This is a genomic window from Cupriavidus necator N-1, from assembly GCF_000219215.1.
Lineage (GTDB): Bacteria > Pseudomonadota > Gammaproteobacteria > Burkholderiales > Burkholderiaceae > Cupriavidus > Cupriavidus necator.
The window spans coordinates 92,613-115,529 of sequence record NC_015727.1; the positions used below are offsets into that span (position 1 = coordinate 92,613).

Genomic DNA, 22,917 nt, shown 5'->3' on the forward strand with positions numbered 1-22,917 from the left:
GAAATAGAAATCGTTCTCATGATAAGTCTCTGAGATGACCAGAGCGTTCCGCTTCCGCCGATGGAGCGACTTGCATCGCTGGCCAGCGAAAGTCCGTTAGCTTGGCTGGAGCCGACGTTCGATTGGCCGAGTGATCGCGTGGACCAACTACGCTTCATGGCCGAAACCGGAAATCCATCAGGTCGCCGACGCCGCTGTCGCGTCGAACTTCCGCTCCCGACCCATTGCGATCAGGTGAACTTTCGGATCAGGTGGTGCAGGCGATCGCAAGCGGCTGGAATCTGCTGTTCAATCGCTGTCGCCACCCCGAGTAGCAGCCCCGATCGCTGCGTAGATGTGGAACAGTACCAGCCCGACAACGCCGCGGGCGCGAGCCCATAGGCGTAGGCTTCCCGGGCGATCGTCTTGTCGTCGGCGTCGTCGGGGAGCCGCACCACCATAGCCAGTCCAGCCGGATAGGCCTCGAATTCCCGGGACTCGAGGCCTGCCAGCAGCGCTTGGCTTCGGGCCGCATAGATGCGCTTCATGCGCCGCAAGTGCCGCATGTAATGGCCGTCTCGCATGAACTCTGCCGTCGCCATCTGCACGGCCGGCCCAGGTGCGGAAGCCAGGCAGGCCACAGCTTCATCGAAACGGGATACCAGGGCCGGTGGCACCACGACGAAGCCCTGCCGCAGCGTCGGGCTGATCGTCTTGCTGAACGTCCCGACATGAATGACCCGCCCCGCTCGATCCTGTGATGCCAGCGCCGGCGCCGCGTGGCGTTTGAGCTGGAGTTCACCCAAGTAGTCGTCTTCGATGATCCAGCTCTCCGAGCGGATCGCCCATTCGAGCAGTTGCACCCGGCGGGCCAGCGACAACGTCGGGCCCAGGGGCGCCTGTTGTCCCGCAGTGACCAGCGCCAGCGCGGCATCCGGTGCGTGCGTTTCGCCGTAGCTGACGTCGATGCCTTCATCATCGACAGGCACGGGAACAGTCGTGAGCTGGGAAATGGACAAGGCCCTGCGGCTCGGAAGAAAGCCCGGATTTTCGACCCATGCCTTGCGGCCTTCGGCCTGGAGCACGCGTAAGGCTATACCGAGCGCTCCCGAGAAACCTGCCGTGATGAAGATCTGCGAGGGCTGGCATTCGATGCCGCGTGACAAGGCGAGATGCGCGGCGATTTCCCGGCGGAGTTCATGCTCGCCGCGCGGGTCCGGATAGGACGCCGGCGCTTCGACTTCATCGCGCGCCGCACGGGCGCGCAGTCGTGCAAACAATGTGGTCGGAAAACAGTCCGATGCGGGCACGCCCATCTGAAACACTGCGGGGCCGGGCAGGAAGTGCTGGTATAGATCGGATTGCAGATCCGTCTCGATCGACCGCGTCCGGTCCGTGCTCGGGCGCACTGCCGGCGCGTGCTCGGAAACTCTTGTTCCGCCGGCACGCGACGAGACGATCAACTGCGCGTCGGTCAGCCGCTCGTAGGCGGTCTTGACGGTGCCGCGCGCCACGCCCAGCTGCGCTGCCAGGTCCACCCACGACGGCAGCCTGGCACCTGGAAGCAGTACCCCGCTCTCAATGGCGACGGTGATTCCCGCGCGTATCTGTTCTGCAAGTGCTGTCTTCGACGCGCGGTCGACCTTCAAATCCAGGATTTTCGCCATGGTTCGTGGTGCATTAGGATTTCAGGTTTTTGGTTCTTTTATGCGAACCGCCTGACGTTCATGATTCTAGCCAACACGGAGCTGAACATGAAACGTCAACGCACACTTCTTTCTCTCGTTGTCGCTGCCAGCGTGGCCTATTCCGGGGTCGCTGCTGCTCATGGCGCGGAAACCGGCGGCCCTGGCGATGTCGTCAAGCCGAACTTTTCGCGCGCCATACAAAACATCCCGGGTAAATCGCTCGTTACCGTGGAAGTCATCTATCCACCCGGAGGCGCTTCGCTACCTCATACCCATGCCAAGTCGGCGTTCATCTATGCGTATGTTGTCTCGGGCAGCATCGCCAGCAAGGTGAATGACGAGCGGGAACGCGTCTACAAGGCTGGGGAGGCGTTTTTCGAGGAGCCGGGCTCACGCCATCCCGTGAGCCGGAACGCGAGCAAAACCGAACCAGCAAAGCTGTTGGCGGTATTCGTCGTTGATAGCAACGACAAAGAACTGACCACGCCGCTCAAGTAAGCATCGCCTCGGAACGCGAAGCACTCGCATACCTACATCTGTCCCGTCACCCATAGGGATCACTATGACCAACGCTGTCATCGACTGTATCTTGAGCCGCAGCGCGGCCAAGTACTACGACCCCACCGCGACCTTGAGCGACGAGCAAATCCGCGAGGTGGTGCGGATCGGCACAAGCGCGCCGACATCCTTCCACATGCAGAACTGGCGCTTCATCGCCGTACGCTCGCCTGAAGCCAAGGCTCGGCTGAGTCCGATCGCTTGGAGCCAGCCCCCGATCACCGAAGCAGCCGTTACCTTCATCGTCTGCGGTCAGTTGGCCGATTCCAGCGTAATACCAGATCGCCTGGCGCCGCTGGTGGAAGCGGGCGTCATGCCGGCAGAGATGGTGCCGGAATGGGAAATCCCCGCACGCAATCTGTACATGGAGTACCCGCAGCGCCAGCGCGACGAGGCAGTACGCACTGCCACCTTCGGCGCGGCGGCGATGATCTACGCGGCCCGCTCGCTGGGCCTGGGTTCGACGCCGATGATTGGTTTCGATGCCGAAGGGGTGCACCGCGAGTTCGGACTGGCCCAAGACGAAGTGCCGGTCCTGCTGTTGTCCGTAGGAGCGGAGCGTCTCGGAAACTGGCCGCAGAAGCCGCGCCTGCCAGTGGCCGATGTGTTGGACCTCGTTTAATTGCTGATCACGCCCATCAAATAGACATTCAGACGCACTCGACAGCGCCAGGTATTGAAGGCTTGCACGGTGCAAGACCCGCGAGCGCTGTGAGGGAAGGGCGGTGCACTGCATATATGTCAGAGGCACATTCAACTCAAGGAGGTTCGCAAATGGCCAGTCCGATTCCTCTTCAAATTGCTGAAAAGGGCGCCGGTTCACTCAACTTCTTGGCCCTGCTTAGATGGGCTTTGGTCGTTATCTTTCTTTGGTTCGGCGGAATGAAGTTCACCGCATACGAAGCAGCCGGTATCGCTCCGTTTATCGAACACAGTCCGATCATGAGCTGGCTGCACGCCCTATTTGGAGTTCAAGGGGCAAGCTACGTGATAGGCGTACTTGAGCTATCCACCGCTGCGGCTCTTATTCTTGGGGCCTTCGAGCCCATTTTTTCAGCATTGGGAGCGGCGATGTCCGCCACGACCTATCTTATAACGCTCACCTTCTTCGTGAGCACACCTGGCGTGGCAGAAGCGACGGCGGGTGGATTCCCGGCGATTTCCGCAGCACCGGGCCAGTTCCTTCTTAAGGATCTTGTTCTACTGGCTGCATCGCTTTCTCTTCTCCTGGCATCTCTACGTGGTCCGTGGCTCAGCGATCAGAAGTCCTGAGTGGATAGGGCGATTCGCTGGCGCTAAGTTCTGCCGACGCGCGGAATGCGGCGGATCATCGGTGCCTGCAAATCGCCCGTTGGAGGTATTGGGCCACGTCCGCGCGCCGTCCGCGAGCAGCAGCCGGGCGGCCAGCATCCTCTATTTCGGGAGCATTCTATGCAATCAGTCGAGATCAAAGCCATTGAAAACTACGATTTTGATCTTTGGCTTCCGCTGTGGAAAGGCTATCAGAGGTTTTACGATGTGGATATTCCCGAGTCCGTGACGCTCCGGACCTGGGCACGCTTCTTGGACCCAGCGGAACCGATGCATGCAGCGCTTGCCATGGTTGGGGGGAAAGCATTGGGGCTGGTGCATTCGATCTACCACCGATCCACCTGGGAAACCGGCGACTACTGCTACCTGCAGGACCTGTTTGTTGCCGACCAGGCGCGTGGCGGCGGAATTGGCCGCGCGCTGATCGAGCATGTCTATGCGGATGCGAAACGTCGCGGGGCGTCCCGTGTGCACTGGCTGACGCACGAAGCCAACCATGGGGCCATGCAGCTTTACGACTGCATCGCTGATCGCTCGGAGTTCATCCAGTACCGAAAACTATTTGCGTGACACGCTGGTTCGGGTCCGTCCTCAGGACTCGTGCGGTGCATCGCCGAAAACCAACCGATACTCAGAAAGAGAAGGCCCAAGAAGATGGTCGTGATCGGCGGTACGGGCCTGCTTCAGCCTGCTCGCGCAAAAGAGCCGGATCAGGCCGTCGCGGGGTGCCTCGACACTGCGCGATACGGCCCGCCCCGTAGCTTAGGTCTTACTCCTTTCGATAGCTTTCATCATGGATCGTCTAGTCTCAATGCAGGCATTCACTCGGGTGGTGGATGTCGGCAGCTTTGCGGGCGCGGCGGAGTCGCTCGACCTGCCAAAGCCTACGCTCACCCGCCAGATCCAGCATCTCGAGACTCACCTTGGAGTCAAGCTGCTGCACCGGACCACGCGCCGCATCAGTTTGACCACCGAAGGCGCTGCCTATTACGAACGCTGCGTCCGCATCCTGGCCGACGTCGAGGAATCGGAACAGTCGTTGACGCATCACAACAACTCGCCACGCGGCACACTGGCAGTGGACACCACGAGCGTACTCGCGCAAATGGTGTTGATGCCGCGACTGCGCGACTTCTTCAATGCGTATCCGGAACTGAAGCTCGAGCTGACCACCAACGGCAAGCCGATCGACATGCTCAAGGAAGGCGTGGATGTGGTCCTGCGCGTGGGTGCGCTAGACGAATCGATGGTGGCACGTCGCATCGGCCAGGTGAAGCTGGCGTTCTATGCATCACCGATCTATCTGCGCCGCTTTGGTACACCTCACGATCTCACAGAACTGGCCCTGCATAAGGCGGTGAACTTCCTGTCGAACCGCACCGGGCGCGAAACGCCGTGGCCGCTGATCCGTGCCGGCGAACGCAGCGAAGTTTTGCCGCCTTCGGCGATCTCCACCAACGATGCCGACGTCTACCTGGGCTGCGCATTGGACGGCCACGGAATCGCCCGCATCTCGCAAGCGATGGCCGATCCCTATATCAACAGTGGCCGGCTGGTGGAAATCATGACCGAGTGGCAATCCGACGAACTGCCAATCTCCGCGATGTATCCACAGAACCGGCACTTGTCGGCCAAGGTGCGCGTATTCGTGAACTGGGCTGCCGAGATTTTCTCGCGGCATCCGCGCTTCGGCGCGGCACGGCGGCAACTGGCCGCGTAGTTTGCGTAGTCGGAGTTTCGGCGCGACAAGCTTTCCGGGCCGGGTCATTCAACAGGAGATCAGATGTGACCAACACGACCGCAGCGAATGGAAAAGAGGTGGCCTCTCATGGTGTGCCTGCGGAAGACGACTATTCGATCTCAGTGCGGAAGCTATTTGATTGGTGTATCGAGGCTGGCCTTTCCTGAGCAGCTCATCGAGGCCGTCTTCAAGGCAGTGCTGCCTACCGCATTGGGCCACCTCGCCCCGGCCTCATCCATCATGCCGCCGGCTACACCGACACCCATTTGGCTGAGATCTCGCTGGCCATCGCGCTCACCGTCTGTACCGACGTTGACTTTCCACCCATCGAGTAAACCGCCTTGCCGGGCGAGCACGACATCACACTTCGAAGTTTCGCTCGGCTGATCCCGACGCGGCGATTTTCCCTGAGCCGTGCCGCCGATGCCGGATGGATTGCCTTGTTGCTTTGATCCTTTTGGGCATTCTTTTGAGTACATGGAGTCTCGAAATCTGCATTCGGTAGACCTAAAGTTGAGGCTCCTAACCACCTGATGAATGAGTCTCGCGCCCATGACCAACGGAACCACCATGACCAACGCTGTCATCGACTGTATCTTGAGCCGCAGCGCGGCCAAGTACTACGACCCCACCGCAACCTTGAGCGACGAGCAAATCCGCGAGCTGGTGCGGATCGGCACAAGCGCGCCGACATCCTTCCACATGCAGAACTGGCGCTTCATCGCCGTACGCTCGCCTGAAGCCAAGGCTCGGCTGAGTCCGATCGCTTGGAGCCAGCCCCCGATCACCGAAGCAGCCGTTACCTTCATCGTCTGCGGTCAGTTGGCCGATTCCAGCGTAATACCAGATCGCCTGGCGCCGCTGGTGGAAGCGGGCGTCATGCCGGCAGAGATGGTGCCGGAATGGGAAATCCCCGCACGCAATCTGTACATGGAGTACCCGCAGCGCCAGCGCGACGAGGCAGTACGCACTGCCACCTTCGGCGCGGCGGCGATGATCTACGCGGCCCGCTCGCTGGGCCTGGGTTCGACGCCGATGATTGGTTTCGATGCCGAAGGGGTGCACCGCGAGTTCGGACTGGCCCAAGACGAAGTGCCGGTCCTGCTGTTGTCCGTAGGAGCGGAGCGTCTCGGAAACTGGCCGCAGAAGCCGCGCCTGCCAGTGGCCGATGTGTTGGATTTGGTATAGGCGCGTCGCCGCGGCAGTGATCACGCCGAACGACCAAGCGGCTGCCAAGTGAGAGGCAAACACAAGGTACCTCCCACTTGAAGGCCTGACCAGCTTCGACCCAAGACTTGGGCACGAAGTAAGCCGGGGGATGGTTCCCACATGGACATTCCCCAATTAGTGAAACTAGCAACTTACAGAGATTACGATGCCAAGAACTGCTGCTCTAAAGCCGGAACAGGTGCCGGCCGATTCGAAACCGACCCTCGATGCAATTACCAAGAACATCGGGTTCACCCCAAATATGATGGCGACCTTCGCGCAGAGCCCCGTCGCGTTCAACTCATGGGCCACCCTGCTTGGCTCCTTGAGTAAGGCGCTCGACGTGAAGACGCGTGACAGCATCGGCCTCGCTGTCTCCGAAGTGAATGGCTGCAACTACTGCCTGACAGTTCACAGTTATACGGCCGAGCATCTGGCCAAGCTGTCGACCGATGAAATCATTCTCGCTCGGAAGGGCCGTGCCAACGACCCGAAGCGCGACGCCGCCGTCCAGTTTGCGCGCAAAGTCATCGAGGCCCGCGGCAACGTCACTGACGCCGATCTGAAAGCCGTCCGCGAAGCCGGCTACACGGATGCGAACGTCATGGAGATCGTCGCGCTGGTTGCCATGTACTCCCTGACGAATTTCTTCAATAACGTGTTCGATCCCGAGAAGGACTTTCCCGCCGTTACGCCGGCTGGCTCGATCTGAACGCTATCCGGTCGCATCGACCCTCTCCGAGGGGCTTGAAGGTTTGATGCGAGCGCTACGCCAAAGCCCGGAGGCACCCGGGAAAGATTCTTGGGAATGCGTCCGGGCTTTTCGTATGACCCGACAAGTCTAGGAGAAAGAATGTGACACTCGATCATCCAATTTTTGCTCGCTGGCCGGTGCAGTACCCCGATCGGCTGCAACTCTTTTCCTTACCGACGCCCAACGGAGTGAAGGTCGGCATCATGCTGGAGGAAACAGGCCTTGCCTATGAGCCTCACCGCATCGACATCATGGCGAACGAAAACCACGATCCGGCCTTCCTGGCACTCAATCCTAATGGCAAGATTCCGGCGATCTACGATCCCGAAGGGCCGGGCGGCCGGCCGCTGGCGTTGTTCGAATCCGGAGCGATCCTGATCTACCTCGCAGACAAGACGGGGCAGTTCCTCTCCACCGATCCCAACACGCGCTACGAAACGATCCAGTGGTTGATGTGGCAGATGGGCGGTGTCGGGCCGATGTTCGGCCAGGTCGGCTTCTTCAACAAGTTTGCCGGCAAAGCCTATGAAGACAAGCGCCCACGCGACCGCTACGCAACCGAATCAGCCCGGCTGCTCGGTGTCCTCGACGAACGTCTCGCGGGCCGCGACTGGGTGATGGGCGCTGACTACAGCATCGCCGATATTTCGCTGCTCGGGTGGGTGCGTAACCTGATCGGCTTTTATGAGGCGCGTGAGCTCGTCGGCTTCGATCGCTTCCTTCATGTGCAGGCATGGCTCGATCGCGGTTTCGCGCGCCCAGCCGTTCAAATGGGAATCAATATTCCGCCTCGCGACTGAGTGCATGTAGATGGATACCGCAACGGCCGGCGACGCACGGAGCCGCTCAAATTCTATTCAAGCGAGGATATCTATGATTAAAATCACCGCCGACATGGAGGCGATCATCAAGCAGACGATGCTGTCGTTCGTCGCGACAGTCAACGCGGACGGAACGCCCAATCTTTCGCCGAAGGCGTCCTTGACGGTCACGAACGGCGTTCTCTACTTCGCCGATATCGCATCGCCCCGAACGATACTGAACTTGAGGCGAAATCCCGCCATCGAAATTAACGTGGTCGACATCTTCCAGAGACGCGGTTATCGATTCAAGGGTCGCGCGTTGGTGCTGCCGCCAGGCGATGGTGAGTACTTGATGATCGCCGATTGGGTTCGGGCGACGAATGGCCCAGAGTATCCCGTCAATCACGTCGTCAAAATCGAAACCACTTCGATCATCCCGTTACTGTCTCCAGCCCATGTCTTTGCCCGCCCTCCTCGAAGTCAGGACGAAATCAGGAGCACCTACCATCAAAAGTACAGGGTGAAACCCATCGGAGCATAGGTGCAGGGTCCGCGAAGAACGGCATGCGGCTTTAAGACCGCATCGTTCATCGCTCGGGCTTTCCAGCCGGCATGCAAGTGCCTGGATGGCGGCGCGCACGCGAAGGAATTCCTTGGCGTCCAGTTGCCCGGACGAGCTTGCGCGCTACGTGTCCGATCAGCTCGAGCACTGAGGCCATTTGCTTCGCACAACCGGTGTGCAATCGCAATATGATGCTTGAGCGTTTCAAATTCTCGAGGTCCTATGTCCCAAGTCGACTGGCTGAGCCAGCTCCTGCAAATGATCACCATCACTGGCCGGCTGGAGGTCCGTTGCGTCTACGGCGAGCCATGGCGTGTGGCCTGGCCCCAGTCCGCAGCGCACGAGATTCCCTACCACGTCGTGCTCAAGGGCCGGGCGATTATCGAGAATCCGGAGACCGAGACGACCATGGAGCTGGTGGGAGGAGATGTCGTGCTGTTACCTCACGGGTCGGCGCACGTCCTGCACGATGGCAGCGGACATGCGCCGGGTCTTACCTACAATCGCCAAGGTTCTGCAGGATGGATGCTTAGCCAGAATGACGGCCAGGGCGATCATCTGGACCTGTTGTGCGGGCGATTTTTCATCGAGCCGCCCCATGATCGGCTGATTCGCAACTATCTACCCACGAATCTGGTGGTACGGGCCATGGACGGCCATGATGATGACGCCATCGGGTCCGCTTCGAACCACCTGGCCAGTCTCGTGGGGCTGATGCGCATAGAGTCCACCGGAGACAAACTGGGCGGATATGCCATGCTCAACGCGCTTACCTCGGCGCTGTTCACACTGGTACTGCGCGCAGCCAGCGAATCCGAGCAGGCCCCAGCAGGCTTGTTGGCGCTTGCCGGCCATCCACGGCTGGCTCCGGCCATTTCGGCCATGTTCGCCGATCCGGCGCGACCCTGGAACCTGCCTGATCTGGCCGACTTGTGCAGCATGTCGCGCGCCACCTTCATGCGGCACTTTCAGGACAAGCTGGGGCGCTCGGCCATCGAATTGCTGACCGATATCCGCATGAGCCTGGCCGCCAACGAACTGAAGAAGCCGATGATGACCACCGAGACCGTGGCCGACTCAGTCGGGTATCGATCCGTGGCAGCGTTCCGGCGTGTGTTCACCGACACGATGGGGATGACGCCGGGGGAATGGCGCCGTCTGGCGCGCGAGGGCCAGTAATGCGATTCGGTTTCGGTGTGCAGCCTGGATGAGGGGCTAGACACGCCGGCGCTTGCGACCACTCTTCCGCGATTCAACGCGACCTCATAGGAGGGGTCGTCCAATAAGAAAGAGCGCCGCTGCGAATAGTGCGGCTGTATGGTATCGAATGTGTCTTTGGGTCATGACTAAATTGAGGGTCGGCTACGTTGCAGAAGTCGCGACACGCTACTTCAGCGCAAGCGAACAGCTTGCTGGCCTCCGACCTCGGTCGATTGAGGGGAGGGTGGCGGTCGGCTCTTGCCGGCTGCACTCCGGCCGCTGGACCAGACACCACCTCATCGGCAGCTCTTGAGGGTACAGCTGTCATTCATGTCTTCGGGTCGGTCGGCAGATCATCCGCCAAACTCGCCATTCGTGCATTCCCCGTTGCAGCCGGTCCGCAATGTCCAGTATCGTGCACAGGTGCGTGATCGACCTGTTGCGGCCGTTCGAGAAGCCCGAAACTGGACGTTCTTCCCACGATGCGTAAGCCTTAAACAATCAGCTGCTGCCAAGGACGTGTTTCGTCGGCCTGCCCGATTAGTCTCTCTGCTTCGTGAGTTGCTCGCGGATCTCGGATAATTCCTTTTTCCGCTCGGCGGTCGTCTTCGGGTACTGCAATTTCAGTTCACCGAGGGTGTCGAGGATGATCTGCGACACGATCAGCCGGGCGTCCTCCTTGTCGTCGGCGGGTACTACGTACCAAGGCGCGAGTTCCGTGCTAGTCGCGCTCAGACATTTCTCGTACGCCGTCATGTATTTCGTCCAGAATTTTCGCTCCTCGACATCGGCCATGCTGAATTTCCAGTTCTTATTGGGATCGTCAATGCGCGCGAGAAAGCGCTTACGCTGTTCCTCCTTCGAAAGATGCAGGAAGAACTTCACGACACGCGTGCCGTTACGGCAAAGATGGGCTTCCAAATCAGCTATCGAACGGTAGCGGCCATGCCAGAGGGATTCGCCAGAACCCGACACAAGCGATAGACCCTCGCCGCGAAGGATCTCGGGATGCACGCGAAGGATCAACACCTCCTCATAGTAAGAGCGGTTGAAGATGCCGATGCGGCCGCGTTCCGGCAATATGCGCGCACCGCCGCCTTGCTCCGGCCGTCGATCCGGAGACCGAAAGTGCCCCCTGGCCGAACTCAGACTGCGGCATGTTCTTCACCGCGCGCGAGGGATGCGGCTGTCGCGCGCGACGACGATCGAACTGGCGGTTGCCTGCAATCTCCGCAGGTCTTCGCAATCGCGGTGTCGGAAATAATAGGCGATCGACTAACTATGAAAAATAGCCGAGTCACGGCATTATCGCAATTTGTCCAGTTGAGCAATATTGCCACTGGAACACTTCGGGGTCTCGGTTGCATTCCTACTGCCGAATAGAGGATGAGCGATCACGAACTGCAACGGCATGCCTGTGGTGGTCTAATTTCCTCGGACAGGTCGATAGGAGGACAATCCGGAATCGACGAGGAAAAAAGATAGATGACAAGAAGGCGCCGACAATTTGACGCCAGCTTCAAGCTGGAAGTAGTACGGATGGTGCGAGACCAAGGATTATCGGTCAGCGAGGTTTGCCGGTCGATGGAGCTTGGTGAGACGGCCGTTCGGCGCTGGATGGCGCAGTACGATGCAGAGTGCGCCGGCGGGCCTGGCGTGGGCAAGCCGCTGACGGCGGAACAGCAGCGCATCCGGCAACTGGAGGCGGAGAATCGGCAACTGCGCGAGGATAACGCCTTGCTAAAAAAAGCCTCGGCCTTCTTTGCGCGGGAACTGAAGTGAGCTACCGGGTGGTAGCCCACTTGCAACAGGAGGCCGTATCGGTCAGTAACGCCTGCCGGGTATTGCAGGTGAGCCGCTCGGGCTACTATGCGCACCGCCGCGCCAAGCCAAGCATGAAGACTCTGCAGGAGCAGACCCACGTCAAAGCGGCGTTCGCTGCGAGCGGCGCGAGCTACGGCAGCCGGCGTGTCATGCATGCGGTGCGGGAACAAGGGGTGCGCCTTGGCCGCTACCGGATTCGTAGGCTGATGCGCGAAGCGGGCTTGCGTGCGACCTGGAAGCGTAAGTTCGTGTCGACGACTGACAGCAAACACACTCTGCCAGTGGCAGAGAACGTGCTGAACCGGCAATTTGACGTGGCCGAGCCGAATCGGGCCTGGACTTCGGACATCACCTATGTCCGCACGGCCCAAGGCTGGCTGTATTTGGCTGTCGTGCTGGACTTGTACTCGCGCAAGGTCGTGGGCTGGTCGATGGCGCCGACCATGCCGGCCGACCTGGTGATGTCGGCACTGAGCATGGCGCTGCAGCAGCGAAGGCCAGCGCCGGGACTGGTGCTGCACTCGGATAGGGGCAGTCAGTACGCGAGCGCGGAGTATCAGGCCTTGCTGGCACGCCATCAGATTGTTTGCAGCATGAGTCGAAAAGGCAATTGCTGGGATAACGCGGTGACGGAACGGTTCTTCCTAAACCTGAAGATGGAGCGCGTGTGGCAGCGTCAATACGCCAACCACGCCGAGGCACGGCGCGACATCACCCAGTACATCGTTGGTTTCTATAATCCGGTGCGCTTGCACTCAACCCTGGGGTATCTGTCGCCCGCTGCCTACGAGGCGAAATCGACAGAAAAAGAACCTATCTGCCTGTCCGAAATAACTTGACCACTACACATGCCGCATGCGGGACACGCGCTCGCTCAGTACGTCGGGGAATGTCCTATGGCGGCCCAGCGATGTTCTGGCTCATCTTAGTAATCTGAAGCGCCCCCGCGAAGAGCAGTGGTACTTCGCCAGTTCCTTCGAACCAACGTGATACCGTTATTCTGCATAGCTAATGCAAAACGACCGGAAGGGTATGAAAAAGTATCCGTGCAAGGCGTCCGCGCGCGTTCTCGCGGGCCATTACTTGCCTGACCTGCGCGCCGGGTTGTCTGTCGCTGGCCTGCTCGTTCCTGAGGCAATCGCGTATTCAACCATTGCCAACCTACCACCTCAGACGGGCGTCATAGCGCTGCTCGCGGGACTCGTCGCCTACGGCCTGCTGGGCAACAGCCGCTTTGCGATTGTGTCGGCCACGTCATCGTCGGCAGCCGTCGTTGCAGCCGTAGCAGTGGGAATGGCCGGTGACAGCCTGCCGATGCGCATGCTGCTGGCCGCCGGGCTCGTATTGATTACCGGGTTGATCTTCGTGAGCGCGTCGCTCGCACGCTTGGGCAGCGCTTCTGAGTTCATCGCCAAACCCGTGCTGCGAGGCTACGCGTTCGGTCTAGCAATTGTCATCATTATAAGACAGATCCCGAGTTTTCTCGGCGTGAGCCTCAAGCACACCGATTCTGCCGGCTTCCTGATTGAGCTTGCCCGTAGCTACCCGCAGTGGAACGTCTGGCAGTTAGCAACCGGGCTCGTCGCGCTGGTCCTGCTATTCGCTTTCGGTCGCTCACGCCAGGTGCCGGGCGCGTTCGTCGTCATCTCGCTAGGCATCGTCGCCAGTCGTTGGTTCGGCCTTCACGCCCATGGGGTGTCGGTGGTCGGCACAATCGAACTATCGGGCCAAATGCCTTCCCTGCCCAGCCTTGATCACCACCAATGGGCCCAACTTGGCGAATTCGCCTTTGCGCTGGCGCTGATCCTTTACGCCGAATCGTATAGCTCGATCCGCACGTTAGCACTCAAGCATGGAGACTTGACGGTGCCGAACCGTGAGTTGCTCGCGCTCGGCGCTGCAAATATGCTCTCAGGGCTCTTTCATGGTCTGCCTGTAGGCGCGGGCTATTCGGCAAGTGCCACTAGCGAAGCGGCTGGTGCCCAGTCGCGCTGGGCAGGTTGGTTCGCTGCGGTAGTGGTGGCCGTCATCATGCTCCCCTTGCTGCCATTGGTGGCGCTCACGCCCACCGCGGTTCTCGCTGCTGTCGTTTGCCATGCGCTTAGTCACGCGTTGAACCCATCAGTATTCACCCCGTATTTGCGCTTGCATCGCGACCGCATCCTCGTCGCCGCCGCCGTGCTGGCAGTGCTCGTACTAGGCGTGCTCTACGGGTTGCTCGCCGCGATTGGGCTCAGCCTGCTGATGCTTTTGCGAGGGCTCTCGGTTCCGAACGTGAGCACCCTCGGCCGCCTTGGCGAAGGACACGATTTCCTTGTTCTCGCAGCGCATTCTGATGCGCGACCGGTCCCGGGCGTGATCGTCCTGCGTCCGGAGGCACCGCTCTTTTTTGGCAATGTCGAAGTCATGATGCAGCATGTGAGGACGTTGGTCGTCAACGCGGGCGACAGCGCGCAATCGATTGTTCTCAGTCTGGAAGAGTCCCCCGATCTGGATAGCACCAGCGTGGAGGCATTGATGGAATTCGAACGCTTTGCTGCAGCGCGCGGCAAGAGGTTGTTCTTCGCGCGCCTGAAGGAGCCCGCGCTGGCGTTGCTGACTTTGGCAGGCATGCCTGGTCTCACCCCGTCATACGTTCATTACAGCGTCGACGATGCGGTCGCCGCCGCGCTCGCTCAGTCGAGTTGACACACGGACGCTTGTCAGACGAGCGGACGAATGTCGCTTATGATGGCCGAAGATGCAACTGACATGGGCCGCGCACGAATGTCCGTTGTCTGGTGGAGCCGCCGTTTGGATGTCCGTCTGCGCGCGCTGGCGAATGGAAGGAGATGGCCGGCTACGGCCGTTGCACTCCACGCTGTCCGTCGCAAGGCATAGGCGGGGAGAAGAGCGTGAGCCGGGGGCATGGCAATAAGATCCGATAACGGGCCTTGTCGCGCGTCGTCAGCACTCAGAGTCTTATGCCCCCTTGCGTTGCTCCGGAAGCTATTGCGACCGACGGAAGGGCGGTGGAATCGGTAACTCGTTGCCTTTCGGCCCATTGCTACTGGCTTCGTCGGTCCATCAGTCGGCAGCGCCCGATGTCACCTCGTCGGCCCGCGCCCGCCGCCAGTTCACATGCTGCGACGAACTGCCTCAAGGCTGAACGGATTTGTGTTGTTTACGTCATAAATACGCGGGAGAGCGCGTGCGCTCGCCCGAGCGGTCGAAAGGCCATATGTCCGAAATTTGACTACACTTTTCGGAGGCGCTAAAGTGGTTGTCCGAAAAATGTGTGCAAGTTGCGGACTCATACGCCCATGTCTGACCTACGAGAGAACATTTCTGCACTTATCGAACAGGCCAGCCCAGGCAAGGTCTGGGTACCGACCGATTTCGCTCACCTTGGCAGCCGAGATGCGATCGACAAGACGTTGCAGCGGTTTGTACGGGCCGGCCAACTCCGTCGAATTGACCGAGGCCTCTATGATCTGCCCAAACTCAATCGGCTGACCGGACGCCCCACCATGCCCGACTATCGGGCTGTGGTTGAAGCGATCGCAAGGCGCGACAATCTGCGCCTGCTGGTGGACGGCATGACCGCGGCCAACGACTTGGGGCTGACCGACGCGGTATCGGCACGCGTCACCATTCATACGGACAGCCGTCGGCGTTCGCTGAAGCTCGACAACCTCACGATCGTCTTCAAGCAGACCGCACCAAGCCGGTTGTATTGGGCAGGACGTCCTGCAATGCGCGTCGTTCAAGCGTTGCATTGGCTTAAAGACACTCTTGCCTCTGACAGCGAGCGGATAGCAGCTGCGCTTCGCAACGTGCTCGAACACCCCGACCATGGTCAGTCAATCCGCGAGGACCTGATGTCAGGCTTCGGTGCCATGCCAGCATGGATGCGGACCTTTGTTCGCGATCTCCTGGATTGCAATGGCACAGGGGCGGCCACTGGCGAATGCGATGCGAAGAACGGGAAGGTGTCCCATGAAGGCTGACTATCGTCAAATCATCGAGGCATCCGACACGGACCGGCGAGACCTGTTTTTAACTACGGCGACAAGGCTCGGGACAGCAGTCCAGCATATCGAGAAGGATTTTTGGGTGTGTTGGGCCCTAGATGTGCTGTTCAATGGAGTATCTCAGCCGCCCCGCATCCTGTTCAAGGGAGGAACTTCGCTATCGAAAGCGTTCTCGTTGATCACAAGATTCTCCGAGGACATCGACATAACGGTGTTCCGGGAAGATCTCGGGCAGCCAGTTCAGGTAGCGGAACTCGCCGCGCTAAGTGGGAAGAAGCGGCGCGTGCGGCTAGAGGAAGTTCGGCAAGCCGCGCAAGCCCACATCGCAGGCCCGATGCGTGAACAATTCGAAGCGCTGGTGCTAGACCAGATGCCAGCAGGGCGTTACCGGATCGAGCTTGACCCCGCCGACAGGGACAACCAGACGATCCTTTTTTGGTATCCCGCGGTCACCGCCGACGTCAATGCGTACATCCGTTCTGCAGTGAAGATCGAAGCGGGAGCTAAGTCGGCCCTGGACCCGCATGTGACGGCCTCCATCACGCCATATGTCGCGAATGAGCTTGCTCATCTCGATCTCGCCGTGCCCAACGTCACGACTGTGGCGCCCGAACGGACGTTCTGGGACAAAGTGATCATTGCGCACGGCCTTCGGCAATGGCACGGGCACAGAGGGGAAATCCGGCATGGTGGTCAGCGGGTGACACGACACTACTATGATCTACATAGCATGCTCGAATTGGCCAAGCGCAGCGGATGGCATTTGCGTGATGACTTGGCCAATGACTGTGCCACCCACGCGGACATGTTCTTCGGCAGCCCTGACCTGGGCTTGGACCAAGCAAGGCGGGGAAGTTTTATGCTAGCGCCAACGGAGAATATGCGAGAGGCTTTGGAAAAGGACTATCAGGCGATGAGCGGCATGATTTTCGGTGAAGTCCCGGCCTTTTCAAAGGTGATCACTGCCGTCGAGGAACTTGAGCGTCTCGTAAATTCGGAGAGTCAATGATGAAGACAAGGTTGGTTCGGTGGGACGGTCAAGCGAGACACTTTCACCCGGAGATTCCTGGCTGAAACGTAAATCCATGTCACAGCAAACCGTCCGCGTTTGTTGTGACCGCAAATTGGTCATACGCTAGGTGGTTGGTGAATCCAACGAATGGGCGTATCGAGGCGACGCAAGTGGATATATTGAACATAACGCCCGTAGAGCGAAATTTTGGAGGCATTGATGGAATTCGAACGCTTTGCTGCAGCGCGCGGCAAGAGGTTGTTCTTCGCGCGCCTGAAGGAGCCCGCGCTGGCGTTGCTGACTTTGGCAGGCATGCCTGGTCGCACCCCGTCATACGTTCATTACAGCGTCGACGATGCGGTCGCCGCCGCGCTCGCTCAGTCGAGTTGACGCACGGACGCTTGTCAGACGAGCGGACGAATGTCGCTTATGGTGGCCGAAGATGCAACTGACATGGGCCGCGCACGAATGTCCGTTGTCTGGTGGAGCCGCCGTTTGGATGTCCGTCTGCGCGCGCTGGCGAATGGAAGGAGATGGCCGGTTACTGCCGTTGCATTCCACGCTGTCCGTCGCAAGGCATGGGCGGGGAGAAAAGCGTGAGCCGGGGGCATGGCAATAAGATCGAATAACGGTGCTTTATGGCGAGTTGGCGAGCACCGGGGCAACGTTGTTACTGCACCTACGCCGCCTAACGGATAGCTCCGACTAGGCGTCGCCATCGGGAACCGCATGACCTTGGTCCCGCAAGGCCTTCGTCCAGCGCTTGATGCGTGCGCGCAGTCGTCCCTGTGCAGCTTTTTCTATCGGCATGTCCTCGACGCGGCTGAGCGCTGCGCGCGGCGAAACATAGCCGTATTGAATTAGGGCCATACAGAAGACGCGGTCCTTGTCGCGAGCCGCTACCGCCTTCGCCATAAAGAGGTCAACGACGTCCAAGCAATAGCCAACCCGTCCATTCGTGTCCGCCGTCTGGATGCGCTGCAGGCGGCGTTGCCATCCGGCCGGCAGGCAGGCGGTCTCTGGCCCGACGCCCTGCGCGTAGTAACCGTACGTCTCGTGAAAACGCGAGCCTTCTCCGATGGCCGCGTCAATCGCATCCGCCTTGTCGATGGCATTGAGCGGGTAGATGTCGGCCTCCGCAGACATCGTGAAAACCGCCGGAGGGTTGGGGATCGGCCTAGGATCGATTGGCTGCCAACGACAACGAACTCGTATTCATTCGTGACGTCGGCCGCAGCCCGAATGTTGTGTTCCAGATCTTCCCGGTTCATTCCTGATCCCCGATCACAACGCCTTTCTTCAACGCCTGGATCTGTGCAAGCACGTCCTGCCGAAGGGCGTCGGGTAGAATCGCCGGCAGGGGAGAGGCCTGGCGAAGCTCTTGAGCACGTCGAGTTCGGCCAAGCGCTTTGCGCCACGACTGGTTCGCAAGAATCGTTTCCCACTCGGACCAAAGTGAATCAGACCGTGAGTCTCCCTGCGAGCGCCATCGCCTGAGCATCTCTTGGGTCCGGCCCAGTAGCGCAGGATCCTCATGAATCATGCGGATCGCCTCCTTGTGGAGCGCCATGCTCTGCAAATCCTGAGCTTGATGGCGGCTGGGATCCGTCGTCACCATAACCTGCACCTGCGGTCTGGTACGCTTGGACGAGGCGGCTGCTGAATTTGCCGGCGGCGGCTGGAAGGTGTCGCTGGCCAACAGGGCGAGGTCACCGGCCACGCCGAGGACCGACATGACGCGAAGGTAAGTGCCCATCGTCGGCGCGGGGTCGCCTGCCTCAACGGAAGCGAGGGTCGTCCGGGAGATGCCAACGCGCTTGGCCATCTCGACCGTGCTGAAGTTCTGGGCCTTCCGCAGACGCTTGATGCGGTCGCCGAGTTGCAGCAGCAAGTGACGTTCTAGGACGGAAGTAGTATCAGTGAAGGCTGGCATATGTTCAGTATTCTAGTCAAAATACGGAAATTAGACTAGTTTGTTGAACATCACCGCGTCATCGTCAGTTTGCGTTGTTGAGGTGGGACGCTGGCAAGCCTCACGATGGCCTGGTGGGTCGGCGACCGCCGCCAGAGGGGCCGCGCCAGCACGCGCTGAGCAACGAGGACGCGTCGCCAAAGAGGTCGAGCCCAAGGGAATAGCAACAGGACTTTCGGACCTCCACGCCGCATACGGTCGGCCTGGCATGCACAGCGGCATATCAGCGGGGCCTAATCTGCAATTTCACGATCACGAAATTATTGGCGGCAGCGGCAGCGGCGGCGGCGGCGGGCTGTATGGTGCAATGGATTGGAGCGCAAAGGTCGGTCTGCATCTGAGATGCAAGCCATAGGGTCGTGCGATGCCAGTACCTGGCCGCTTTGCTGAAGTCATGACTCCTTGGTGGGCCTGAGAATTCCACATTGCGGCCCAACCTATTGCACCGTGACGCTCTTTTCTGAGCGAGGACTCCTCTGTAGAGGACCACAGCGACACGCGATTTGAGGGCGGGAGTGGCCGGAACGAGGACGCGCGCATGCCGTAAAAGTCGGAATGAGGCCCAACGCAAAGTCTAGAATTTATGCGCCGATCTGCCGCAGCAAACCGGAACCATCCCCCATGTGACCCAGACCTGGCAGGTGAGGGCCGGCTACTACTATGACAACGTCAAGCAAGTCGCCAATCCGGTTACCAATGCGCTACTGGGCAATATCGCCAATCCATGGCAGGTGCAGGTAATCAACAACTACTACCTGTCGAAGCGCACTAACCTTTATCTGACTACTGCCTATGCCAAGAACGCGTCCCTGAACTTCGATACCTCTGTCGGTGGGCTGGGAACCGGCTACTACCTCGGGGCAGGGAAGAACAGCATGTTTGGCGCGGCGCTGGGTATCAGGCATATCTTCTGACGCGTGGCAACCGGCCTTACTGACTCATGCGTTCGGCCACAGCAATGCGGCCCTCTTTTCTGATTCTTCACGGAGCCGTGTGACCGCTTAAAGCATTGCATTACACACAAGTCACTCGTGACCAATTTCCCTGGCGTACTTGATGCCGGCGGCGAAGTCCATGACGCGTTGCAAGCCCTGCCAGATTGTCTTGACTCCCGGTTCGCCATCACCCTTGCGAGCGAGGAAGCCGCCGAGCCTGGCAATCAGACGAACCACTTCATTGAGGCTTGGCGGCGTCTCGGGCGGCTCCCCTTCCTGCTGAGAATGAACACCGCCTGCCATTCATCTCGCTCAAACAGCAATTGCGCTTCGAGCTCCGGGCAGGCGCGCCTCAGCCGCATTTAGCCGTGCGATGCGCCAGGCCGCCACCATGAACAATGCCAGCGCGCGTTCGAGCCGCTCCGAGCGACCACATCTGATGCCGGTCGGGCAGCCGTTCGACGGCTTTGTCGAGCACACCACGCGCGTCTCGCCGACCTGCTTGGTGACCTTCGAGCGCAACCGCTACAGCGTACCCGCCTCGTTTGCCAACCGCCCCATCAGCCTGCGCGTCGATGCCGCGCGGCTCGTGTTCGTGGCCGAAGGCCACTGAACACCTGGCATCCCTGCGGGTTGACGCCCGACATGACGTGTTTGATGACGCCGTCCTTGCCCGCCGCATCCATTGCCTGGAAGATGAGGAGAACAGAGTAGCGGTTGTCCGCATAGAGCAAACTTTGTAGCTTGCTGAGCCTCTCGATGTGCTCGGCTAGCAGAGTACGATACTGGTCCCTCGACCCGTGGAGGGGAGTCACGCGCGTCGGCCATTTCGTAAGCAAAACCGTGTCGCCCTCACGCACTCGGAAATCGTCGGAATTGAAATTCATGGTCGTTCTCCCAGCGGGACGAATGGCGAATCTGACGCGTCCTATATTAATTCGCTATACCGTCCATCTACGGCACTCCTGCGCTTCCATGGCATGCGATTTTGGCTGGCGATTTACATCCCGGCAGCGCTGTCGCCGACGTGAAGAGTCACCTTCATGACCTTTCGCGAGAGTCGGGAACTTAACCAACCACGGGTTCGACCGTGTCCTTGCTACGGGCTTGCGTCGCCGCGTCATCCGTTAGCCAGGATACAACTCGTTGTTTTGGGATGGCGCGGCTACAGGCACCTGCGCATTGACCCGTACGGCATGTATGCCGATACCGCGAGCAATCTTTTCACAGTGCGCTGACGCTGTAACGAGCAAGGCTTGGTGTGCCGGTATGGCGGTTGTGCGCAGAATCAGGCCATACTGCTCGCCCTCCGCCTGGTGGGCGGACATGGCATCGGCAGTGGCTACAACAGAGAATCGTTCGGACCAATCCCGTCCCAGCGCCCTTTCCATAATGGCGCATACCATTCGGGACGAAAGCATCGAGGCGAGCGCGAGGCGTCCGCCGGTACGCTCGGCATCTTCCATCCACGCGAGCGCCTGTCGCTGGATATGGAAATTGCCTTCTTCGCACGCAGCAATGAAGCTCTCCTCACAGGCGGACATGAGGGACTTGGCATGCGCACGAGCCAACTCGCCTCTTGCCAGATGCGCCTCGTGGCAATATTGCCTGAAGGCGTCAGCCAAAGCCTTCGCGGCCGAAACCGCGTGCCGATCGTCGATGGCGCCCGTGGTAGGGCGAGCGCCGTTAAATTGATCCTCGTTCTGGTCGTCATGCCACGACACCGTGTCGTCTAGCGTCAGTACGAGCAGTTCAAGTGCCATTTCCTTCTCCTTATAGGTGCCAATCCACCAGAACTGGCGTGTATTGCCCGATGACGTCGGCCAGCCAGCGAGAGAGCTGGCATCATGGCTCGCCCGGCATGGACGCATTGTCCAGCGGAGGGTCCGCGGTCCTCGGAGGCCTCGCCTGTAAAGTGGCGCGACAGCTGACGCGCATCAGTCATTGCGTGCTCGCCTATGCTGAGGCCGAGATCATCGAATTCTTGCTTTGCACCACGCTGTCGTCAGTTGTAGCCGAGCACCGCGATGTGTTCGAGTGGATCCTCGTCGACGACCTGCAAGAATCTCGTGATACCGGCGACGTCTGTCTCCCTGGCTGCTTCGGCGGGGCAAGCGGGCTGGCCGATAGCCTGCTCGGTGGGAACTCTGTCGGTGGGAATGTGAATACTTTGCATGGTGTGCAGATTGTTGGTTAGGAGCTGGCCTTGCGTCGCAAGCTGCTAGTGATTGGCCGGAACGGCGACTCGCGTGACAGAGTTTCCCCAGCCAACGCAAAGATCCGGATAGATCGTGCCGGCTGCGGCTTCGATGCTGGCCACGTCGATGCGCGAGCCGCCCTGTGTTCCGAATAGCACCACCTCGTCGCCGGGCAGGATGTCGGGGCTTTCGGTGACGTCGACCATCAGCGTGTTCATAGTCACGCGCCCCACCACAGGGTAGACCCTGCCGCGAATCAGTGCTTGGCCGCGGTTCGATAACGCGCGCCGATAGCCATCGGCATATCCGACGGGGATATTGGCAAGCCGCGAATCGCGCGACAGACACAGGGTGCGGTCGTAGGCTACGGTGTTGCCAGCGGCATAGGCATTCACCGACGCCACGCGCGACTTAAGGCTGGCGATTGGCTGGAAGTCCGGATAGGCTGGCAGGCAGCCAAACAGTATGGCACCTGTGCGTACCATGTCCAGGTGGGCAGCCGGCACTTCCAGCGTGGTAAAAGAGTTGGCGCAGTGTAGCTGGATCTGACTGCGCACCATGCTGGCGCTGGCAATCAGCCATGCGGCTTCATCCCGGAAACGCGCGAGGCCGCGTTCGACGTCGCTAACCTCCTGTACGGGGAAATGGGTCATGATGCCGACCACCCGTAGGTGTGGCAATGCGGCGGCGGCCAGGCACTTCTCGCGCTCCGGTTGCGAGTCGAGGTCGAAGCCATTGCGGCTCATGCCGCCGGAGTTCAGTTCCAGGTGCACGCGGGCCACGCGCCGGTAGCGGTGCACAAGGGCGTCGATGTGCCGGGCGTAGTCGAGGTTGCCGACAATTTCTTCCAGACCATATGGCAGTCCGTCTTCAATTTCAGCCAGCGTGGCGGCGCGTACGCGCAGTAGACGGCCCGTGAAGCCAGCTTGGCGGACCTGCCGCGCCTCGTCATTCCTCGCGATGCCGATTGACGACACACCAAGAGCAACCAGCGTAGGCACCAGCAGCGCGATACCGTGCCCGCAGGCATCCGCCTTCATCACGGCACACATCTCGGCTCTATCGCCGATACGCGTCTGTATGCCCCGGACGTTGGCCTCAAACTTGCCGAGGTCCACCTCCACCCATGCGTTGTTTTCCATGTCGATGTGTTGCAGA

Annotated in this window: 23 protein-coding genes and 4 pseudogenes; 18 read left to right on the forward strand and 9 right to left on the reverse strand. The window is 60.0% G+C overall.

Annotated features, from left to right (window positions below; translation table 11 throughout):
• Positions 1-230: 230 nt before the first annotated feature.
• On the reverse strand, positions 231-1,646 hold the full coding sequence (gene pdxR / locus CNE_RS30610) for a MocR-like pyridoxine biosynthesis transcription factor PdxR (protein ID WP_013958576.1): 1,416 nt from the start codon (positions 1,644-1,646) through the stop codon (positions 231-233).
• 87 nt (positions 1,647-1,733) lie between these two features.
• On the opposite strand from pdxR, the gene CNE_RS30615 reads away from it, so the two are divergent.
• The 5 genes from CNE_RS30615 to CNE_RS30635 all read left to right on the forward strand — a co-directional run bounded on the left by CNE_RS30615 (position 1,734) and on the right by CNE_RS30635 (position 5,256).
• On the forward strand, positions 1,734-2,165 hold the full coding sequence (locus CNE_RS30615) for a cupin domain-containing protein (RefSeq protein WP_041229135.1): 432 nt from the start codon (positions 1,734-1,736) through the stop codon (positions 2,163-2,165).
• A 64-nt stretch (positions 2,166-2,229) separates the two neighbouring features.
• A complete protein-coding gene (locus CNE_RS30620; RefSeq protein WP_013958578.1) occupies positions 2,230-2,847 on the forward strand; it encodes a nitroreductase family protein in 618 nt (205 codons plus the stop codon).
• Positions 2,848-2,999: 152 nt separating this feature from the next.
• The gene (locus tag CNE_RS30625) at positions 3,000-3,497 is read left to right on the forward strand and encodes a YkgB family protein (protein ID WP_013958579.1); all 498 of its coding nucleotides are present in this window, start codon (positions 3,000-3,002) and stop codon (positions 3,495-3,497) included.
• 159 nt (positions 3,498-3,656) lie between these two features.
• On the forward strand, positions 3,657-4,106 hold the full coding sequence (locus CNE_RS30630; RefSeq protein WP_013958580.1) for a GNAT family N-acetyltransferase: 450 nt from the start codon (positions 3,657-3,659) through the stop codon (positions 4,104-4,106).
• 223 nt (positions 4,107-4,329) lie between these two features.
• Positions 4,330-5,256, forward strand: coding sequence for a LysR family transcriptional regulator (locus CNE_RS30635; RefSeq protein ID WP_013958581.1), 927 nt, complete (start codon positions 4,330-4,332; stop codon positions 5,254-5,256).
• A gap of 152 nt (positions 5,257-5,408) precedes the next feature.
• On the opposite strand, the gene CNE_RS41590 is transcribed toward CNE_RS30635, so the two are convergent.
• Positions 5,409-5,756 (reverse strand): hypothetical protein, encoded by a 348-nt coding sequence (locus CNE_RS41590; RefSeq protein WP_158310030.1) that lies wholly within the window; start codon positions 5,754-5,756, stop codon positions 5,409-5,411.
• Between the two features lie 73 nt (positions 5,757-5,829).
• Here CNE_RS41590 and CNE_RS30640 point away from each other — a divergent pair, with 73 nt between their 5' ends.
• The 5 genes from CNE_RS30640 to CNE_RS30660 all read left to right on the forward strand — a co-directional run bounded on the left by CNE_RS30640 (position 5,830) and on the right by CNE_RS30660 (position 9,784).
• Positions 5,830-6,465: a nitroreductase family protein gene (locus CNE_RS30640; protein ID WP_041228962.1), complete on the forward strand. Its 636-nt coding sequence runs from the start codon at positions 5,830-5,832 to the stop codon at positions 6,463-6,465.
• Positions 6,466-6,652: 187 nt separating this feature from the next.
• Positions 6,653-7,198: a carboxymuconolactone decarboxylase family protein gene (locus tag CNE_RS30645; protein ID WP_013958584.1), complete on the forward strand. Its 546-nt coding sequence runs from the start codon at positions 6,653-6,655 to the stop codon at positions 7,196-7,198.
• Between the two features lie 143 nt (positions 7,199-7,341).
• A complete protein-coding gene (locus CNE_RS30650) occupies positions 7,342-8,040 on the forward strand; it encodes a glutathione S-transferase N-terminal domain-containing protein (protein ID WP_013958585.1) in 699 nt (232 codons plus the stop codon).
• A 73-nt stretch (positions 8,041-8,113) separates the two neighbouring features.
• Positions 8,114-8,584 (forward strand): pyridoxamine 5'-phosphate oxidase family protein, encoded by a 471-nt coding sequence (locus CNE_RS30655; protein ID WP_013958586.1) that lies wholly within the window; start codon positions 8,114-8,116, stop codon positions 8,582-8,584.
• 243 nt (positions 8,585-8,827) lie between these two features.
• On the forward strand, positions 8,828-9,784 hold the full coding sequence (locus tag CNE_RS30660; RefSeq protein ID WP_013958587.1) for an AraC family transcriptional regulator: 957 nt from the start codon (positions 8,828-8,830) through the stop codon (positions 9,782-9,784).
• Between the two features lie 561 nt (positions 9,785-10,345).
• On the opposite strand, the pseudogene CNE_RS30665 reads toward CNE_RS30660, so the two are convergent.
• Positions 10,346-10,891 (reverse strand): annotated as a pseudogene (locus CNE_RS30665) (polyphosphate kinase 2 family protein); the annotation flags it as partial.
• Between the two features lie 399 nt (positions 10,892-11,290).
• On the opposite strand from CNE_RS30665, the gene CNE_RS30675 reads away from it, so the two are divergent.
• The 5 genes from CNE_RS30675 (at position 11,291) to CNE_RS41165 (ending at position 17,044) form a co-directional block, all read left to right on the forward strand.
• Positions 11,291-12,468 (forward strand): IS3 family transposase gene (locus CNE_RS30675; RefSeq protein ID WP_238553147.1). Its coding sequence is split into 2 segments (ribosomal slippage): positions 11,291-11,558 and positions 11,558-12,468, totalling 1,179 coding nucleotides; the frame shifts between segments, so codons are not numbered across the junction.
• 193 nt (positions 12,469-12,661) lie between these two features.
• Positions 12,662-14,317, forward strand: a complete 1,656-nt coding sequence (locus tag CNE_RS30680) for a SulP family inorganic anion transporter (RefSeq protein ID WP_041229137.1) — start codon at positions 12,662-12,664, stop codon at positions 14,315-14,317.
• Between the two features lie 614 nt (positions 14,318-14,931).
• Positions 14,932-15,618 carry a DUF6088 family protein gene (locus CNE_RS30685; protein WP_013958593.1) on the forward strand — a complete coding sequence of 229 codons (687 nt, stop codon included), beginning with the start codon at positions 14,932-14,934 and terminating at the stop codon, positions 15,616-15,618.
• Positions 15,608-16,651 carry a nucleotidyl transferase AbiEii/AbiGii toxin family protein gene (locus tag CNE_RS30690; protein ID WP_013958594.1) on the forward strand — a complete coding sequence of 348 codons (1,044 nt, stop codon included), beginning with the start codon at positions 15,608-15,610 and terminating at the stop codon, positions 16,649-16,651. Before CNE_RS30685 ends, CNE_RS30690 begins: the two co-directional genes overlap by 11 nt.
• Before the next feature lie 222 nt (positions 16,652-16,873).
• Complete coding sequence (locus CNE_RS41165) at positions 16,874-17,044, forward strand: hypothetical protein (protein ID WP_238553187.1); 171 nt, start codon at positions 16,874-16,876, stop codon at positions 17,042-17,044.
• A 315-nt stretch (positions 17,045-17,359) separates the two neighbouring features.
• Here the strand turns inward: CNE_RS41165 and CNE_RS30695 are convergent.
• Positions 17,360-17,925 (reverse strand): annotated as a pseudogene (locus tag CNE_RS30695) (DUF6036 family nucleotidyltransferase).
• Positions 17,922-18,587 (reverse strand): helix-turn-helix transcriptional regulator, encoded by a 666-nt coding sequence (locus CNE_RS30700; protein WP_013958597.1) that lies wholly within the window; start codon positions 18,585-18,587, stop codon positions 17,922-17,924. The pseudogene CNE_RS30695 and the gene CNE_RS30700 overlap by 4 nt, the downstream one beginning before the upstream one ends.
• A gap of 662 nt (positions 18,588-19,249) precedes the next feature.
• Here CNE_RS30700 and CNE_RS30705 point away from each other — a divergent pair.
• Complete coding sequence (locus CNE_RS30705) at positions 19,250-19,540, forward strand: porin family protein (RefSeq protein ID WP_013958599.1); 291 nt, start codon at positions 19,250-19,252, stop codon at positions 19,538-19,540.
• Positions 19,541-19,651: 111 nt separating this feature from the next.
• Here the strand turns inward: CNE_RS30705 and CNE_RS39615 are convergent.
• Positions 19,652-20,020: pseudogene (locus tag CNE_RS39615) on the reverse strand (IS4 family transposase); the annotation flags it as partial.
• On the opposite strand from CNE_RS39615, the pseudogene CNE_RS30715 reads away from it, so the two are divergent.
• Positions 19,986-20,168: pseudogene (locus CNE_RS30715) on the forward strand (Mu transposase domain-containing protein); the annotation flags it as partial. The pseudogenes CNE_RS39615 and CNE_RS30715 sit on opposite strands and share 35 nt — an antisense overlap.
• Here the strand turns inward: CNE_RS30715 and CNE_RS39620 are convergent.
• Together CNE_RS39620 and CNE_RS30720 are read right to left on the reverse strand one after the other, a co-directional pair.
• Positions 20,122-20,448 carry a polyphosphate kinase 2 family protein gene (locus CNE_RS39620; RefSeq protein ID WP_013958602.1) on the reverse strand — a complete coding sequence of 109 codons (327 nt, stop codon included), beginning with the start codon at positions 20,446-20,448 and terminating at the stop codon, positions 20,122-20,124. The pseudogene CNE_RS30715 and the gene CNE_RS39620 sit on opposite strands and share 47 nt — an antisense overlap.
• Positions 20,449-20,688: 240 nt before the next feature.
• Positions 20,689-21,324 (reverse strand): hypothetical protein, encoded by a 636-nt coding sequence (locus CNE_RS30720; protein ID WP_041228963.1) that lies wholly within the window; start codon positions 21,322-21,324, stop codon positions 20,689-20,691.
• A 50-nt stretch (positions 21,325-21,374) separates the two neighbouring features.
• On the opposite strand from CNE_RS30720, the gene CNE_RS30725 reads away from it, so the two are divergent.
• On the forward strand, positions 21,375-21,758 hold the full coding sequence (locus tag CNE_RS30725) for a hypothetical protein (protein ID WP_041228964.1): 384 nt from the start codon (positions 21,375-21,377) through the stop codon (positions 21,756-21,758).
• A 24-nt stretch (positions 21,759-21,782) separates the two neighbouring features.
• Here the strand turns inward: CNE_RS30725 and alr are convergent, their stop codons facing one another.
• The gene (gene alr / locus CNE_RS30730) at positions 21,783-22,901 is read right to left on the reverse strand and encodes an alanine racemase (protein WP_013958605.1); all 1,119 of its coding nucleotides are present in this window, start codon (positions 22,899-22,901) and stop codon (positions 21,783-21,785) included.
• Positions 22,902-22,917 lie beyond the last annotated feature (16 nt).

Excerpts from the sequence above, each read along its gene's own strand:
- pdxR (WP_013958576.1), bottom strand. The coding sequence starts at position 1,646 with ATGGCGAAAATCCTGGATTTGAAGGTCGACCGCGCGTCGAAGACAGCA.
- CNE_RS30615 (WP_041229135.1), top strand. The coding sequence starts at position 1,734 with ATGAAACGTCAACGCACACTTCTTTCTCTCGTTGTCGCTGCCAGCGTG.
- CNE_RS30620 (WP_013958578.1), top strand. The coding sequence starts at position 2,230 with ATGACCAACGCTGTCATCGACTGTATCTTGAGCCGCAGCGCGGCCAAG.
- CNE_RS30625 (WP_013958579.1), top strand. The coding sequence starts at position 3,000 with ATGGCCAGTCCGATTCCTCTTCAAATTGCTGAAAAGGGCGCCGGTTCA.
- CNE_RS30630 (WP_013958580.1), top strand. The coding sequence starts at position 3,657 with ATGCAATCAGTCGAGATCAAAGCCATTGAAAACTACGATTTTGATCTT.
- CNE_RS30635 (WP_013958581.1), top strand. The coding sequence starts at position 4,330 with ATGGATCGTCTAGTCTCAATGCAGGCATTCACTCGGGTGGTGGATGTC.
- CNE_RS41590 (WP_158310030.1), bottom strand. The coding sequence starts at position 5,756 with ATGTACTCAAAAGAATGCCCAAAAGGATCAAAGCAACAAGGCAATCCA.
- CNE_RS30640 (WP_041228962.1), top strand. The coding sequence starts at position 5,830 with ATGACCAACGGAACCACCATGACCAACGCTGTCATCGACTGTATCTTG.
- CNE_RS30645 (WP_013958584.1), top strand. The coding sequence starts at position 6,653 with ATGCCAAGAACTGCTGCTCTAAAGCCGGAACAGGTGCCGGCCGATTCG.
- CNE_RS30655 (WP_013958586.1), top strand. The coding sequence starts at position 8,114 with ATGATTAAAATCACCGCCGACATGGAGGCGATCATCAAGCAGACGATG.
- CNE_RS30660 (WP_013958587.1), top strand. The coding sequence starts at position 8,828 with ATGTCCCAAGTCGACTGGCTGAGCCAGCTCCTGCAAATGATCACCATC.
- CNE_RS30680 (WP_041229137.1), top strand. The coding sequence starts at position 12,662 with ATGAAAAAGTATCCGTGCAAGGCGTCCGCGCGCGTTCTCGCGGGCCAT.
- CNE_RS30685 (WP_013958593.1), top strand. The coding sequence starts at position 14,932 with ATGTCTGACCTACGAGAGAACATTTCTGCACTTATCGAACAGGCCAGC.
- CNE_RS30690 (WP_013958594.1), top strand. The coding sequence starts at position 15,608 with ATGAAGGCTGACTATCGTCAAATCATCGAGGCATCCGACACGGACCGG.
- CNE_RS41165 (WP_238553187.1), top strand. The coding sequence starts at position 16,874 with ATGGAATTCGAACGCTTTGCTGCAGCGCGCGGCAAGAGGTTGTTCTTC.
- CNE_RS30700 (WP_013958597.1), bottom strand. The coding sequence starts at position 18,587 with ATGCCAGCCTTCACTGATACTACTTCCGTCCTAGAACGTCACTTGCTG.
- CNE_RS39620 (WP_013958602.1), bottom strand. The coding sequence starts at position 20,448 with ATGAATTTCAATTCCGACGATTTCCGAGTGCGTGAGGGCGACACGGTT.
- CNE_RS30720 (WP_041228963.1), bottom strand. The coding sequence starts at position 21,324 with ATGGCACTTGAACTGCTCGTACTGACGCTAGACGACACGGTGTCGTGG.
- CNE_RS30725 (WP_041228964.1), top strand. The coding sequence starts at position 21,375 with ATGACGTCGGCCAGCCAGCGAGAGAGCTGGCATCATGGCTCGCCCGGC.
- alr (WP_013958605.1), bottom strand. The coding sequence starts at position 22,901 with ATGGAAAACAACGCATGGGTGGAGGTGGACCTCGGCAAGTTTGAGGCC.